This is a genomic window from Methylomonas rhizoryzae (assembly GCF_008632455.1).
GTDB classification, from domain to species: domain Bacteria; phylum Pseudomonadota; class Gammaproteobacteria; order Methylococcales; family Methylomonadaceae; genus Methylomonas; species Methylomonas rhizoryzae.
Map to the genome: position 1 here is coordinate 1497081 of NZ_CP043929.1, position 14712 is coordinate 1511792.

General features: G+C 55.0%; 12 protein-coding genes and 1 CRISPR repeat array (1 of these 13 cut by a window edge). All 12 genes read right to left on the reverse strand.

The window, feature by feature from the left end; genetic code table 11:
* Nucleotides 1-2348: direct repeats of the CRISPR family, unit length 28 nt; unit sequence GTCCGCCGCCGCACAGGCGGCTTAGAAA (it extends 3028 nt beyond the left edge of the window).
* A 120-nt stretch (nucleotides 2349-2468) separates the two neighbouring features.
* The 12 genes from rfbC to F1E05_RS07025 all read right to left on the reverse strand — a co-directional run bounded on the left by rfbC (nucleotide 2469) and on the right by F1E05_RS07025 (nucleotide 14532).
* Nucleotides 2469-3017 carry a dTDP-4-dehydrorhamnose 3,5-epimerase gene (gene rfbC, locus F1E05_RS06970; RefSeq protein WP_150047608.1) on the reverse strand — a complete coding sequence of 183 codons (549 nt, stop codon included), beginning with the start codon at nucleotides 3015-3017 and terminating at the stop codon, nucleotides 2469-2471.
* On the reverse strand, nucleotides 3017-3901 hold the full coding sequence (rfbA, locus tag F1E05_RS06975; protein ID WP_150047609.1) for a glucose-1-phosphate thymidylyltransferase RfbA: 885 nt from the start codon (nucleotides 3899-3901) through the stop codon (nucleotides 3017-3019). The genes rfbC and rfbA overlap by 1 nt, the downstream gene beginning before the upstream one ends.
* Before the next feature lie 2 nt (nucleotides 3902-3903).
* On the reverse strand, nucleotides 3904-4800 hold the full coding sequence (gene rfbD, locus F1E05_RS06980; RefSeq protein ID WP_150047610.1) for a dTDP-4-dehydrorhamnose reductase: 897 nt from the start codon (nucleotides 4798-4800) through the stop codon (nucleotides 3904-3906).
* 4 nt (nucleotides 4801-4804) lie between these two features.
* Nucleotides 4805-5872, reverse strand: coding sequence for a dTDP-glucose 4,6-dehydratase (gene rfbB / locus F1E05_RS06985; protein WP_150047611.1), 1068 nt, complete (start codon nucleotides 5870-5872; stop codon nucleotides 4805-4807).
* Between the two features lie 30 nt (nucleotides 5873-5902).
* A complete protein-coding gene (locus tag F1E05_RS06990) occupies nucleotides 5903-6589 on the reverse strand; it encodes a sensor histidine kinase (protein WP_150047612.1) in 687 nt (228 codons plus the stop codon).
* Nucleotides 6586-8220, reverse strand: a complete 1635-nt coding sequence (locus F1E05_RS06995; RefSeq protein ID WP_150047613.1) for a tetratricopeptide repeat-containing response regulator — start codon at nucleotides 8218-8220, stop codon at nucleotides 6586-6588. The genes F1E05_RS06990 and F1E05_RS06995 overlap by 4 nt, the downstream gene beginning before the upstream one ends.
* A 61-nt stretch (nucleotides 8221-8281) precedes the next feature.
* Entirely contained in the window at nucleotides 8282-9436 is a 1155-nt protein-coding gene (lpxB, locus tag F1E05_RS07000) for a lipid-A-disaccharide synthase (protein ID WP_150047614.1), read from the reverse strand.
* Between the two features lie 24 nt (nucleotides 9437-9460).
* A complete protein-coding gene (locus F1E05_RS07005) occupies nucleotides 9461-10192 on the reverse strand; it encodes a Calx-beta domain-containing protein (protein WP_190303269.1) in 732 nt (243 codons plus the stop codon).
* Nucleotides 10193-10255: 63 nt separating this feature from the next.
* A complete protein-coding gene (locus F1E05_RS07010; RefSeq protein ID WP_150047616.1) occupies nucleotides 10256-11350 on the reverse strand; it encodes a DegT/DnrJ/EryC1/StrS family aminotransferase in 1095 nt (364 codons plus the stop codon).
* Nucleotides 11351-11361: 11 nt separating this feature from the next.
* Nucleotides 11362-12300 (reverse strand): Gfo/Idh/MocA family protein, encoded by a 939-nt coding sequence (locus F1E05_RS07015; RefSeq protein ID WP_150047617.1) that lies wholly within the window; start codon nucleotides 12298-12300, stop codon nucleotides 11362-11364.
* Between the two features lie 367 nt (nucleotides 12301-12667).
* Entirely contained in the window at nucleotides 12668-12934 is a 267-nt protein-coding gene (locus tag F1E05_RS07020; RefSeq protein WP_150047618.1) for a hypothetical protein, read from the reverse strand.
* Nucleotides 12935-13236: 302 nt separating this feature from the next.
* The gene (locus F1E05_RS07025; RefSeq protein WP_190303270.1) at nucleotides 13237-14532 is read right to left on the reverse strand and encodes a TolB family protein; all 1296 of its coding nucleotides are present in this window, start codon (nucleotides 14530-14532) and stop codon (nucleotides 13237-13239) included.
* Nucleotides 14533-14712: the final 180 nt, after the last annotated feature.

The window sequence follows — 14712 nt, forward strand, 5'->3', positions numbered from 1 at the left end:
CTTAGAAAAACCACGTGCGCAAAATATCATTGCGATAAGCGTCCGCCGCCGCACAGGCGGCTTAGAAAATTTTACAAACCAACTCATAAAAATCATCCAAGTCCGCCGCCGCACAGGCGGCTTAGAAAAACCCCACAGATTAGATTACTTAGCCAAAAATGTCCGCCGCCGCACAGGCGGCTTAGAAAAGTTGATCGGACCAAGACCGGCAGAAGGGAGTGTCCGCCGCCGCACAGGCGGCTTAGAAAATTTTTTGGCTACAGAGAAGAGAAAACAGGCGGTCCGCCGCCGCACAGGCGGCTTAGAAATTCCGGCCACAGCCATGCGTATGTCGTCCTTTGTCCGCCGCCGCACAGGCGGCTTAGAAAATTGTCAAATCCAGCCAAGGCAAACCAAATTGGTCCGCCGCCGCACAGGCGGCTTAGAAATGTGACCAATCTAGCTATTTTTTCAGATAACAGTCCGCCGCCGCACAGGCGGCTTAGAAAGTCGCGCGCAACTTTTTGAAGCATTAAAATTGGTCCGCCGCCGCACAGGCGGCTTAGAAAAGCAGGTCGGCACACCGTCATTATTGAATCGTGTCCGCCGCCGCACAGGCGGCTTAGAAATTTAACAGCCGGCATCGGAATATTGTCCTCAAGTCCGCCGCCGCACAGGCGGCTTAGAAAAAAAGTTTGACTTAGGGCTTTCTCAAGTGAAGGTCCGCCGCCGCACAGGCGGCTTAGAAAAAAGAGAGCGTGCCGCGCAGTAAGGCGCATCCGTCCGCCGCCGCACAGGCGGCTTAGAAAGATGCAATCGACCGAGTTACTGATCGGCGATGGTCCGCCGCCGCACAGGCGGCTTAGAAAATTACCAAGGCGAATCCAGGCGTCATCAGTTCGTCCGCCGCCGCACAGGCGGCTTAGAAAAAATAATTGAGCGAATCACCGGCGCTCAGATAGTCCGCCGCCGCACAGGCGGCTTAGAAAATTGGTGGCGACGGTAGCGCGTATAGTAATTTGTCCGCCGCCGCACAGGCGGCTTAGAAATTAACCGTGTGCTCAACCACGTCGGACAGCTCGTCCGCCGCCGCACAGGCGGCTTAGAAAGATAAACGCATTCGGCAGCGATAGGCGATTTCGTCCGCCGCCGCACAGGCGGCTTAGAAAACTTACTGGAAAGTTTTTACGGCCGGCTCAATGTCCGCCGCCGCACAGGCGGCTTAGAAAATTACCCGATGAGCTTGTGGAATCCGGCGTTGGTCCGCCGCCGCACAGGCGGCTTAGAAAGTGAGCGAACACACTACCCGCAATGTCATAACGTCCGCCGCCGCACAGGCGGCTTAGAAATTGGTGATCTATTGGAACGACGGCACGGCTCGGTCCGCCGCCGCACAGGCGGCTTAGAAATTAAGCCGGTGTGTGGTGCCAGAGCTGCAACCGTCCGCCGCCGCACAGGCGGCTTAGAAATGGATGTCGTCGTACACGTCGCAGGCCAGATAGTCCGCCGCCGCACAGGCGGCTTAGAAAAAGCGGCTCATTCAAAAAAGTCATGATTAATTGTCCGCCGCCGCACAGGCGGCTTAGAAATTTTTCTTCCGCCGCTAGAATTTCTAGCGCTAGTCCGCCGCCGCACAGGCGGCTTAGAAAAGGCTAACGCTAGTCGATTGGCTCATAGATTAGTCCGCCGCCGCACAGGCGGCTTAGAAAAAGCGGCTCATTCAAAAAAGTCATGATTAATTGTCCGCCGCCGCACAGGCGGCTTAGAAATTTTTCTTCCGCCGCTAGAATTTCTAGCGCTAGTCCGCCGCCGCACAGGCGGCTTAGAAAAGGCTAACGCTAGTCGATTGGCTCATAGATTAGTCCGCCGCCGCACAGGCGGCTTAGAAAAAATGAACCCATGGCGTTTGTGGCCGTACCGGGTCCGCCGCCGCACAGGCGGCTTAGAAATCCTGCCGCACCTCTACCGTGCGGGCGTTATAGTCCGCCGCCGCACAGGCGGCTTAGAAATATAGAGCAGCACAACACGCCGGGCGGATTCGGTCCGCCGCCGCACAGGCGGCTTAGAAAAGTAGTGTACGAATGTCGGCAGCCAAAGCATTGTCCGCCGCCGCACAGGCGGCTTAGAAAAAGGCCGACGTGCATCCGGACGAAGTGTCGAAGTCCGCCGCCGCACAGGCGGCTTAGAAATGGTTTCCACAATACTACAACGGTCCAAGATGGTCCGCCGCCGCACAGGCGGCTTAGAAAACCTGCGCCCGGTAAGATACCGAGCCGTCTGCGTCCGCCGCCGCACAGGCGGCTTAGAAAAATCTCGGCACGACAAATGGGGCAAAATACTCGTCCGCCGCCGCACAGGCGGCTTAGAAAAGCGAGTTGCAGAAGCGTTTATCGACGCTTGTCTGTGGCACACACCAAGCTATGTGCCAGCCGAGCGTTTTTGTTGGTCGGCCTATCCGCACCAAAGCTATGCCTGGCGCTGTTTGCGCGTTACGGGAAATAGTCCGCGGCTAGGAAGCTTGAGGCTGCTTGATCCTTGCCGGATAAGGCCGGTGCATAATCGATCGGCCATTCGATGCCGATGACGGGATCGTTCCAGGCTATGGCCCGTTCATTTTCCGGGCTGTAATAATCGGTGGTCTTGTACAAAAACTCCGCGCTGTCGGATAGAGTGACGAATCCGTGGGCGAAACCGGGTGGAATCCACAGTTGATTTTTGTTGTCCGCCGATAGCAGTGCACCCACCCATTGGCCGAATGTGGGCGAACTTTTGCGTATGTCGACCGCCACGTCGAATACTTGGCCGGCTACCACCCTGACCAGTTTGCCTTGGGCCTTGGGCGGCAGTTGATAATGCAGGCCGCGCAATACGCCGCGTTGCGATTTGGAATGGTTGTCTTGCACGAATTCGCATGCGACGCCGGTCAGCTCGGCGAAGCGTTGGCGGTTAAAGCTTTCGAAAAAAAAGCCGCGGTCGTCTCCGAACACCGCTGGGGTCAGCAATACGACTTCAGGGATATTCAATGGCTGGGCTTGCATTAAAACACCTGTTGTTTGAGTAGATTCAACAAATATTGGCCGTAGCCGTTTTTCGCCAGGGGCAGGGCTAGTTGTTCGATTTTGGCGTCGTCTATCCAGCCGTTGCGCCAGGCGATTTCTTCCGGACAGGCGATCTTCAAGCCTTGCCTGGTCTCTATGGTTTCGATGAAGTTGCCGGCTTCGATCAGGCTGCCGTGGGTGCCGGTATCCAGCCAGGCGTAGCCGCGGCCCATGATCTCAACAGCAAGCTGCTGCCGTTGCAGATAGGTTTTGTTGACGTCGGTGATTTCCAGTTCGCCGCGGGCCGAGGGCTTTAATTCGGCGGCGATGTCGACGACTTGCCGGTCGTAAAAATACAGGCCGGTGACCGCGTAATTGCTTTTGGGTTGGGCCGGCTTCTCTTCCAGGGATACGGCTTTGCCTTCGGCATCGAAACTGACCACGCCGTAGCGTTCGGGGTCTTGTACGTGATAGGCGAATACCGTGGCGCCCTCGCTGCGCAGATTGGCATTTTGCAGTAGCCGGTGCAGATCCTGTCCGTAAAAAATATTGTCGCCCAATACCAAGGCGCTGGGAGAGTTGCCGATAAAATCGCGGCCTATGACGAACGCTTGGGCCAATCCGTCCGGACTGGGCTGTACCGCGTATTGCAAGGCGATTCCCCAGTCGCTGCCGTCTCCGAGCAACTGTTGGAACAGCGGGGTGTCTTGCGGCGTCGAGATAATCAAAATCTCCCGGATTCCGGCCAACATCAAGGTGCTGAGCGGGTAGTAAATCATCGGTTTATCGTAAATCGGCAATAATTGTTTGGAAACCGCTTTGGTGACCGGATAAAGCCGGGTGCCGGAGCCGCCGGCCAAGATGATGCCTTTGCGTGTGTTCATGGTTAACGCCCGTAGAGTTCCGTCAGCATGCGATCGACGCCGGATTGCCAATCCGGTAATGCCAAGCCGAACGCGGTACGGAGTTTGTTGGTATCCAGCCGGGAATTGAGCGGTCTTCGGGCTGGGGTAGGGTATTGCTCGGTCGAAATCGGACGCAACCCGGTTTCCGTAAGCTTTAGCGGTATGCCGCACTGCCGGGCGTAGGCAAAGACGTGCGCTGCATAGTCAAACCAGCTGGTCGCGCCGCCGGCGGTCAGGTGATAGACGCCACTGACGTCGTTGTGGCAGACGGCATGTCGCAGCGCATGCGCGCTGACATCGGCCAGCAGCTCCGCGCCGGTGGGCGCACCGAATTGGTCGGCGATGACGCTCAGTTCCTCGCGTTCCGCCGCCAGACGCAACATGGTTTTGGCGAAGTTTTGTCCGCGTGCCGCATAAACCCAGCTGGTACGAAAAATCAGATGTCGGCAGCCGGAGGCCCGGATGGCTTGCTCGCCGGCTAATTTGCTGCGGCCGTAAACGTTTAACGGTGCGACGGGATCTTGTTCGCGCCAAGGTACGCTGCCGCTGCCGTCGAACACGTAATCGGTGGAGTAGTGCAGCAACCAAGCGCCGCAAAGTTTGGCGGCGCGGGCCAGTTCCGCCGGTGCGTCGGCATTCACGGTCCGGGCCGAATCGGCTTCGGATTCCGCTTTGTCGACCGCGGTATAAGCCGCGGCGTTGACGACGACGTCGGGTTTTATCTCGAGTACCGATTGGGCAACGGCGGCCGGTCGGCTCAAGTCGCCGCAGTAGGGATTGGAAGCGCGGTCCAGCGCGATCAATTCGCCCAGTGGCGCCAAGCTGCGTTGTAACTCCCAGCCGACTTGGCCGTTTTTTCCCAGCAATAGGATTTTCATCGGCTTATCCGCGGCCGGCATAATTTTTTTCCAGCCAGGATTGGTAATCGCCGGACAGTACGTTTTGCACCCAGTCTTGATGTTCGAGGTACCAGCCGACCGTTTTTCGAATGCCGGTTTCGAAGGTTTCAGCCGGCTGCCAGCCCAATTCCCGCTGCAATTTGCCGGCATCGATGGCGTAACGGCGGTCGTGGCCGGGCCTATCGGTGACGAAGGTGATTTGCTCGGCGTAGGATAGTCCGTCCGGACGCGGTTGCAGTTCGTCCAGGATGCGGCACAGGGTATGCACCACATCCAGGTTGGCTTTTTCGTTCCAGCCGCCGATGTTGTAGATCTCGCCGACTTTGCCTTTTGCCAGTACGGTGCGAATGGCGCTGCAATGGTCTTTCACGTACAACCAGTCGCGGATTTGCCGGCCGTCGCCGTATATCGGCAAGGGCTTGCCCGCTAGCGCGTTTTGGATACATAGCGGAATCAATTTTTCCGGAAAATGGTAAGGGCCGTAGTTATTGGAGCAATTGGTGGTCAGCACCGGTAGACCGTAGGTATGGTGGTAGGCCCGTACCAGGTGGTCGCTGGCGGCTTTGCTGGCGGAATAAGGGCTGTTGGGTTGGTATTGATTGCGCTCCGTGAACGGCGGATCGGTTTTTTCCAGCGATCCGTATACCTCGTCGGTGGAAACGTGCAAAAAACGGAAGGCCAGTTTGGCGTCTTGCGGCAGTTCGTGCCAATAGCCGCGCACCGCTTCCAGCAATCGAAAACTGCCGACGATATTGGTTTGAATAAAGTCTTCCGGGCCGTGGATGGAGCGGTCTACGTGCGATTCGGCGGCGAAATTGACGACTGCACGAATGGCGTGATCGCGCAATAAGGCCGACAACCGCGCAAAATCGCCGATGTCGGCTTGCACGAATAAATGCCGCGGATCGCCTTGCAGCGAGGTCAGGTTTTCCGGATTGCCGGCATAAGTCAGTTTGTCGACGTTGACTAGCGCTTCGTCGTTGGCGGCCAGCCAATCCAAGACGAAGTTGCTACCGATGAAGCCGGCTCCGCCGGTGACTAAGATGGTCATAAGTGCTGTGTTTGGGTCGGGCCGTTTAGGTCACGGCAAAAATAAACAAAATCGCGCCCCGCCGAAGCGGCTTGCGTTATCGATACTGGCATAGCCGCGCAGGCTGCGGTTCTGGTGAAACGCGGCAATCTCGGCGGCGAAATACATTCCCAAACCGGTATTGCCGTGCAACCAATCGTTGCCGCCCGGGTTACGCAAATCGGCTTTCAGCCAGTGTTCCGGGTAGCCGTTACCGTCGTCTTCGATACAAAACCGGCAAAATCCGGCGTGTTCGCCGGCCGATAACAGGATGCGCCGCCGGGAATAGCGTTGCGCGTTGTTCAATACGGCTCCCAGCGCGCTGCCGACATGCTGAAAATCGCAATAGCATAGCAAATTCCGGTCGCAGTCGATTTCGATACGCTGTCCGTTAAGTTGCTCCAGTGTACCTTGTTGGGCCGCGGCTTCTTTTAAAATGTCGATGGCGGGGTATTCATCGATCTGCAGTCCGAAGGCCTGACAGTCGATTTTGTACATGACCAACAGCTGCATCAAGCTATGGTTGATACGGCTGGTTTCGAACTGCAATTGTTTGAAGTCGCCGGTTTGTGCCAGCGCCGAACGTTCGGCCAAGTGCTGCAGCAAACGGGTTACGTTGCTCAGCGAGTTTTTAATGTCGTGTACCGTGGAGCCTAGGATGAGCGGAAACAGTTCCGCCGGTCGGGTCGGGTTGCTCATGGCTTACGCGTTTGCGACTGTTGTCTCAGCAAACCGGCGAATTCGTTGCGCATTACTTTCAATTTGCCCTCATCGATGCGAATTTGTTTGGCTTTACGCAGCAAGCTCTTGGCGCGGACCAGCTTGTCGTGATCGGGGCCGTTGGCTTTCAAATCGTGTATCACGATTTTCAGCATGTTCAGGACGATGGTTTTATTGTCCGGCATGCTGGTCATCGCCTGTTCGAATAAGGCCAAAGCATCGTCGAATTTGCCTTGCCGGTACAAGGACACGCCTTTGTTGTTGGCTCTGACCAGCGCCCGTTTGGTTTTTTGAATTAAATCTTCCGAATTGCCGCCGACACCGACTTGGTTTTGCAGGGTACGAATGTCGTCGATAAACGCGTCGTCGTCGATATGGGTTTTGATCAGCTCGCCGACCAAGCAATCCGCTTGTTGCGCTTCGCCGAATTGGTAGCAGCTGCGCACCACTTCCAGTTGCAGTTCTTGAGGTAGCTTGTTGCCCAATTGCCGGCTCAGCTGCAATACCTGTTGCAAACTGGCGGCTGCGGCTTCGTCGTTGCCGCTGCTTTTGTTGAGTTCAACTTCCAGCACCGCCGCCCGTAGTTCGGCTTCGCTATCGTTGGGGAATTCGTGCCGCATCTGCGACAGTATGTGCTGAGCTTGATCGGTAGCCTGGGTTTTGCAGTACAACTTGGCTAAGTTGCTGAAATCGGCGCTGGATTTATGTACCGAGTATTTGCTTAAGCTCAATGCCGCTTTGTAGGCCGATTCCGCTATGGAAAAATCGCCGTTTTTGTCGGCGGTACCGGCCAGTTTTTTTTGCCTGAGAATGGATTGGGGCGACAATTCGACGGCTTTGCTCAACACCGATTGCACGGCGCTTAAATCGCGTTCCGCTTCCAGTGCCTTGGATAGCCAGTCGTAACCTTCCATAAACAGCGGATTGTCTTGCAGCAGGTGTTGAAAGATTTCGGCGGCATCGGCCACGTGGCCGCGCTGGTAGGCGACGATGCCCATGCCCAGGCGGGCCCAAGGCAGGTCGCGTTGTAATAGCTGATGCTGATAGATTTCGGCGGCTTTGTCGTAGTCCTCTACTTGTAGCGCCAGTTCCGCGCGGAGTTTATAGAGATGACTGCGCACGCGCGGGTTGTCTTCCGTGAGTAGCTGATCGCAATTCAGTATGGCTTGCGACAGGTCGCCGCGTTCGATTTCCTTTTCCACGTTGCGCAACGCGGCTTTACGCAGCAAATTGCGCTCCAGTCGAACGAAAAGTTGCTGTGCGTTGAAAGGTTTGGCGATGTATTCGTCCGGTTTGGCGTCCATCGCCCCCAGGACCATCGCGGCGCTTTGCTCCGCCGCGATAATGAAAAACAAGCAGTGATAAGCTATCAGTTTGCGGTGGCGGGCTTCTTCCAGCACTTGCTGACCATTGCGGCCCGGCCCCAAATTATAGTCGCACAATATGACGTCGAACTGAGTTTTGCTCATGGCGGCCAGCGCGTTGGCGCCATTGTCGGCTTCCGATACTTGTTCGGCGTCCAACGTATACAGCATGTCTCGTATCGCTTTGCGCATCGTCGAATAATCTTCGACGATCAAGACCGACTTGTCTGCCAGTATCGAGCTCATTCTTTTGGGGATGTATTGGTACCGATAGGGCAATTTTAGTCGGCCTGCGCGGAACTGTCTTTCAGCCGCTGCCTATCATCTCTAATGCCAGATTAGCCATGTTTTTCGAGCCGCCGCCGGAACCCAGGCGTTGTTTTACTTGTTGTAGGCCTTCGACGCAACGGCTACGGTAAGCCGGGTCGCTCAAGAAACGCTCGATTTCGGTCGCCATATTGCTTGCGCTGGCTTCGGTTTGAATCAATTCCTTGACGATAGCTCGGCCGGCGATGATATTGGGCAAGCCGATGAACGGGATTCTTATCAACAGCCTGCCCAAATAATAGGTGAGAGGCGACAGCCGATACGCGATCAACATCGGCACGCCCAATAAAGCAATCTCCAGCGAGGCGGTGCCCGAGGTGGTCATGATGGCGTCGCAGCATTGGATGGCATCGTAGGTTTGCTGTTTCACCACGCGAATCGGCAGCGCACAGTTTTGCAAATAGGCCTGCAGATCGGCGTCCGATACGGTATCGGCTTGCGGCAACACAAATTGCAGCTGTGGCCGGCGCTCAGCCAATTGCCCGGCGGCTTGCAGCATGACGGGGAGCATGCGTTTCAGTTCGTTGCTGCGGCTGCCGGGTAAAATGCCGATTACCGGCCTTGTCGGATCTAAGTCGAACAGCGCGAAATCCTGCTGCTTGTCGCGTTGCGGATGGACTTTGTCCACAGACGGGTGGCCGACATAGCGCACCGGCACGTTTTCCGCTTCATAATAGGCGGTTTCGAACGGAAAGATCACCGCCATCATGTCTATGGCCCGGCCGTAAGTTTTTACCCGTCCGGGGCGGGAAGCCCAGACTTGCGGGCTGACGTAAAACAAGACTTTTATCCCTAGCGACTTGGCGTATTGGGCCAGTTTGAGGTTGAATTCCTTGTAATCCACGCAAACCAGAAGGTCCGGTCTTTCGTCGGCGAGAAGCGCTTTCATGGCTTGCAAGGCTTTGCGAATTTCGCCGTAGTGATTGAGAATTTCCACCAAACCGATCACGCCTATCCCGGATGAATCGACGCGAATGTCTATGCCGGCCTGACGCATTTTGTTGGCGCCCATGCCTATGCCGCGGATATCCGGACGCTGCGTCTGTATTTCCTGAAACATGTGCGCGGCGTGCTGATCGCCGGAGGACTCTCCGGCGCTGAACATAACGACGGGCGCACGATTGGCTTCAGGCATGATTCAAATCCTCGGAATGTAGCCTCAGTCGGCTGTGGAATCGTTATCGACGATGTTGACCTGGATGCGGTCTTCGCTGCCTATGTTGTATCTTCGACTTGGTTTCAGCTGTAAATCGATGGTTTCGTCGCCTTCGGTTTTAGTATCGCTTTTGGGGATGATTGCAAAGCTGGCGCTGGTGTCGCCGGCAGGAATCACGATTTTGTTGGATAATTTTTTATAGTCCTTACGGTTTTTCGCGGTACCGCTAATTCGATAATGGAGTTTGGTCTTTTTGCCGACCGGTTGTTCCAGGCTGACGGTAACCGTGGCCGGCGAGCCAGGGTCTTCCGATATCGAGGTTTGGTCGACGCTGATGTTGGCGGTCGGTTTGGCGTCGCGGGCGTTGACAATGACGTATTCGCCGCCGTCTATGCTGTAGCTTGCTTCGCTACGCGGAAAACAGCTGACGTTTTGCGTGGCATAGGCCTTGTAGATGTTCAGCAGAATGACGTATTTTCCGGTTATCGCTTGCACTTCGGCCTGAGTAGGTCCGGCTTGGTCCGAATAAAGTATTTCGTTTTCGGCGCTGGCGATGAAACCGTCCTTGCAATACAGTACGCCGAGGGTTTGTTTGTAAGATAAGCCGTCTCCCAGGTCCTGGTAACGGTAAACCACGGAAATTTCTTTGTGCTTGTATTTCGCAAATGCCTCTAGCGGTAAACCGAGCGCAACGCTCAACATCGCTAGCCCAATAAAAAATCGCTGAGTTCTCATCGCGTTTATACCTGGAAGTTTCATTCGGTTAAGTTTACCCGTCGCGCCCGGCAGTGACGAGGCTTAGGCCAACGCCTGGCGTATGGTCGAGGCGATGTGTCGGACCGTCGAATCGTCGATATTGGCGCAAATCGGCAACGACAGGCAGCGAGCGGCAACGGCTTCGGTTTCCGGTAGCGAGAGGCCGGCGCATTCCTGCAAAAATACGTTTTGCTTGTGCAAGGGTACCGGGTAGTAGATCGCGCAGGCGATTTGCCGGTCGTTCAGCGCTTGCATGATGGCGTCGCGCCTGTCGCTCAACAAAGTGTATTGATGATAAACGTGTACGCCAACCCCGCTTTCGTAGGGGGTGGTTAGCGGCAATTCCGCCAACAATTCGGAATATAAATGAGCGGCGTGGCGGCGGGCGGCGTTGTAGCGGTCTATGCGTTTCAGTTTGGTTCGCAGCACCACGGCTTGCAATTCGTCCAAGCGGCTGTTGTAGCCAATCGCATCGTGGTAATAACGCACGTCGGAACCGTGATTGCGAAAGCGCTTGATTTTGGCTGCCGCGTCGTCCGAATCGGTTACCACCAGACCGCCGTCGCCGAAGCAGCCCAGGTTTTTGCTGGGGAAGAAGCTGAAGCCGGCTGCATCGCCGAAACTGCCGGTTTGTTTGTTATCAACCGTGGCGCCGAACGATTGCGCGCAATCTTCGATCAGTTTCAGGCCGTGCTTGTCGCAAATAGCCCGTATGGCCTGCAAGTCCGCCGGTTGGCCGAACAAATGTACCGGCATGACGGCCTTGGTTTTCGGCCCTATGGCTTTGACGATGTTTTCCGGCGTGATGTTGAAGCTGGCGGGATCTATATCGACGAAGACCGGGGTAGCGCCCACGTATTTTATGGCTTCGGCGGTAGCGATAAAGGTGAATGCGCTGGTGATGACTTCGTCGCCCGGGCCTATGTCTAACGCCAACAAGGCTAAATGCAGCGCGTCGGTGCCGGACGCGCAACCTATCGCGTGTTTGACGCCTAAATAATCGGCGGCTTCGCGTTCGAAGGCTTGCACGTTGGGGCCTAAAATAAAGGCGCAATTATCTAAAGTTTCGGTAAATCCTTTAACGATTTCGTCTTGGATTTCGGCGTATTGCGCCTTCAGGTTAACCATGGGAATCATAACTACTGTCTCTAGCCGTGTTTCAAAAATCGGGTAATCGCAATTGCGGTCTCTAGCGCTTTGCGCCCGGCTTCGCCGGGTACCAGCGGATTGGCGCCGGTTTTGATGCAATGGATAAAATGTTTTATTTCTTCCAACAAGGCGTCGCCGCTTTCATATACCGATTCTTCGGTTACGATTTCCGGTATGCCGGGAAACATTTCTTTTTCTCCGGTCTTGTGCTTGACCAGAACCCGGTTCTGAAAATCGACCGAGATGTACGAAGACGGGCGGAACATCCGCATTTTGCGTTCCATCTTCATGCTGATGCGGCTGGCTGTGACATTGGCGACGCAGCCGTTTTTGAAGGTGATGCGGGCATTGGCGATGTCCGTGCCCTGAGTGAGTACCGCGGTGCCGCTGGCGTCGATTTTTTCCACTTCGGAATCCACCAAAGCCAGAATGATGTCGATGTCGTGGATCATCAAGTCCAATACTACGCTGACGTCATTGGCGCGCGGGTTGAAAGGGGATAGCCGGTGCGATTCTATGAATAACGGTTTTTCCTCCAACCCCTCCAATCCGCGTACCGCCGGATTGAAGCGTTCCAAATGACCGACTTGCAAGATGACGTTGCGTTCTTTAGCTAAGGCGATTAGTTCGTCCGCTTCTTCGACCGTCACGGTAATCGGTTTTTCCACTAGTACGTGACAGCCGGCGTTCAAAAAGTCGCGAGCTACTTTGTGGTGGGAACTGGTAGGAACTACCACGCTGACTGCATCGATGTTCCCTAACAAGGCATGATAATCGTCCATGGCTTGAGTACCGTGTTTTTCCGCTACGGTGCGGGCGGCTTCAATATTGATGTCTACTACCGCCACCAATTCGCAATCCCTTAAAGAGGCGTATTTTTCCGCGTGAAACTTACCCAAATACCCGGCGCCAATTACAGCGCATTTAAGTTTACTCATAGACACTCTAATGTAGATCCGCTACACATCCCATTTCGACTCGTAGCGAGACAGGCATAAAGCGCGTGATTATATCATTACTGTCTGTGACAAATTAAAACGCCGCGCCGCGCCGCGCCCTTGCCGCCGAAATATTGAGGCTTTTTTAGTATTCGAGTTGAAACGCTTAAGAGCCCGGGCCGGCTTATTTAAGCTTATGATTTTTTTTGATTTAGTGAGTGGCAAGAGTTCACGGACACCCCATCGTTTTTCGTTCGGCATGAAACAAGGAGGACTGCATTCGCCGGTCTGGCGCTATGAACTGTGTGCAAAACGATTGGCGTCTTCCGTGCGCCAATCGAGAATGACAGCCGTTCCGTTCACTGTGTTAATCGGATAGTATCGAACGGATACGTTGGTAGGATTGTTTGATTTCTTCGCCAATCAATTTGGCTTTGGCGAGCACTTCGTCCGAGGATTGCAATGTATCGTCGCTAAGTTCGGCGCAATTTTGCAAGATGGCATCCCATTTGGGCTCCAAAGCCTCGAATTCGTCTTTGACTTCCATGGAAGCCAAATGCAGTTTTACTAAGATTTCGTCCCGCTCCGTTTTCAAGTTTTCGACCAGCGCGGCAAAGTCAGCATTGAATTCCATGAGTTTCTCCTGGTGAGATTGAGTGTGATAGAGCGAAGCGAGCGTTTGTAATTCGCGGATCGGAATAGGTCTTAGTGTCCGAAGGTTCCGGTCGGATTCGGCCATGCTTTTGCCGATCGAAAACTTGCCGCTCGCGGCAGTGTCCGCCATGTTCATTCTAGTCTAAAGTTCCGAGTCGGCCCACGCCTTTACAATCTGCTTTTGCGTCTTTAAATAGCGGCTGAAAATCGGCTCGGATTTCGAAATTTGCGGCGAACAAGATCCGAGCACATCGATTTCCATTCAGCCGTGCCTGTCGGCCTTCAGCGAGTATTGCCCTTGGTTGGGGCACTGCGGGCATCGAAACGAAACACGTCGCCGGCGTGGTTGGTATCGTTGGCCACCAGCGTGCTCACTTCCGATTCGAATGCTACGAAGCGGCCGTTGCCGTTGACGGCCGGCTTGGTGAATTTATCGGCTACTCGCTCGCTGAGCGAGCCGTCGAAGAGGCGGGTAACCGCGCCGGATTTGAGATTTTTGACGAAAATATCCGCTGAACTGTTGCTATCGCCGGCGGCCAGATTGCTGGCGTAGGAATAAAACGCGACGTAGCGGCCGTTCGCGCTGATGGCCGGATTGAAACTAAACGCGTCGGCGAGTTCGCCTTGGGCGTTGGTCGATAAATTGGCTAAGGCGCCGGTTTTTAAGTCTTTGATGTATATATCGCTTCTGAAGTTGCCGCCGTTTGCGATCAGGTTGTTGGCCGTCGAATAAAACACCAGATAACGGCCGTTGCCGCTAATTACAGGAGCTAGACTGTAACCGCCGGCTTCTTCGCCTAATGCGTTGGTCGTTACTCGGAATAAAGCACCGGTGGCGACGTTTTTTACGAAGATGTCGCTCGCGGAGTTACTATCGCCCGTCACTAAATTATCGGCCAACGAAGCGAAAGCGACTAAGCGGCCGCTCGAGTTAATGGACGGGCTTAAGCTGTGGCGATTACCCAACAGTCCGTCGGCGTTGCAGGAAACGCAGGCCAGCTTGTCGGTTTTAAGGTCTTTGACAAAAACGTCGCGAGCGGCGTTAGTGTCGTCGGCGACCAAATGGCCGGCGTCCGAGGCGAAGGCAACGAACCGTCCGTTGGCGCTGATTGTGGCCGAATCGCTGGCGCCGTCGGCTTGGATGCCGCGCGAGTCGGTGGAAACGCGGATTGTCGCTCCGGTTTGGAGATCTTTTCGAAACACGTCGACGGCGTCGTTGTTGTCGCCTATGACCAGATTGGTGGCTGCGGAGCTGAAAACTACATAGCGACCGTTGGCGCTCAGTGCCGGGCCGAAACTTGCGCCGTTGGCTTGTGTTCCGCTGGAGTCGGTGGAAATCCTGACGACCTTATCGGTATTCAGGTTTTTGACGAAAATATCCGTCACGCCGTTGGTGTCTGCCGCTACCCAATTGTCGGCGTTCGATTCGAATGCCACCAGGCTGCCCGTAGCATTGATGGACGGATTGGAACTGCCGGCATTGCCTTGTACGATTTGGTTGCTGCGGGCGATGCGGACGAGATCGGCGTAACAAGTTTCGCCGGTCGCTAGTGCCAGCAGCAGTATAAGCCGAGCCAAGGAACAGGCCGTTGACAGGCTCAGGCCCGGTAAGAGTCGAAAAGTTGTATTCGCCATAAACTGATGTGCCGCGTATATGCCTATTCATCTCGCTCCATGCTTACGTACTCATAAGCCCTGGAATTGTGAGGGCTTGAATAGACGTACCGGAATGTTGGAGCACCGATGCGGACTGTAATG

Coding starts and splice junctions, on each gene's coding strand:
- rfbC (WP_150047608.1), bottom strand. CDS start 3,017: ATGCAAGCCCAGCCATTGAATATCCCTGAAGTCGTATTGCTGACCCCA.
- rfbA (WP_150047609.1), bottom strand. CDS start 3,901: ATGAACACACGCAAAGGCATCATCTTGGCCGGCGGCTCCGGCACCCGG.
- rfbD (WP_150047610.1), bottom strand. CDS start 4,800: ATGAAAATCCTATTGCTGGGAAAAAACGGCCAAGTCGGCTGGGAGTTA.
- rfbB (WP_150047611.1), bottom strand. CDS start 5,872: ATGACCATCTTAGTCACCGGCGGAGCCGGCTTCATCGGTAGCAACTTC.
- F1E05_RS06990 (WP_150047612.1), bottom strand. CDS start 6,589: ATGAGCAACCCGACCCGACCGGCGGAACTGTTTCCGCTCATCCTAGGC.
- F1E05_RS06995 (WP_150047613.1), bottom strand. CDS start 8,220: ATGAGCTCGATACTGGCAGACAAGTCGGTCTTGATCGTCGAAGATTAT.
- lpxB (WP_150047614.1), bottom strand. CDS start 9,436: ATGCCTGAAGCCAATCGTGCGCCCGTCGTTATGTTCAGCGCCGGAGAG.
- F1E05_RS07005 (WP_190303269.1), bottom strand. CDS start 10,192: ATGAGAACTCAGCGATTTTTTATTGGGCTAGCGATGTTGAGCGTTGCG.
- F1E05_RS07010 (WP_150047616.1), bottom strand. CDS start 11,350: ATGATTCCCATGGTTAACCTGAAGGCGCAATACGCCGAAATCCAAGAC.
- F1E05_RS07015 (WP_150047617.1), bottom strand. CDS start 12,300: ATGAGTAAACTTAAATGCGCTGTAATTGGCGCCGGGTATTTGGGTAAG.
- F1E05_RS07020 (WP_150047618.1), bottom strand. CDS start 12,934: ATGGAATTCAATGCTGACTTTGCCGCGCTGGTCGAAAACTTGAAAACG.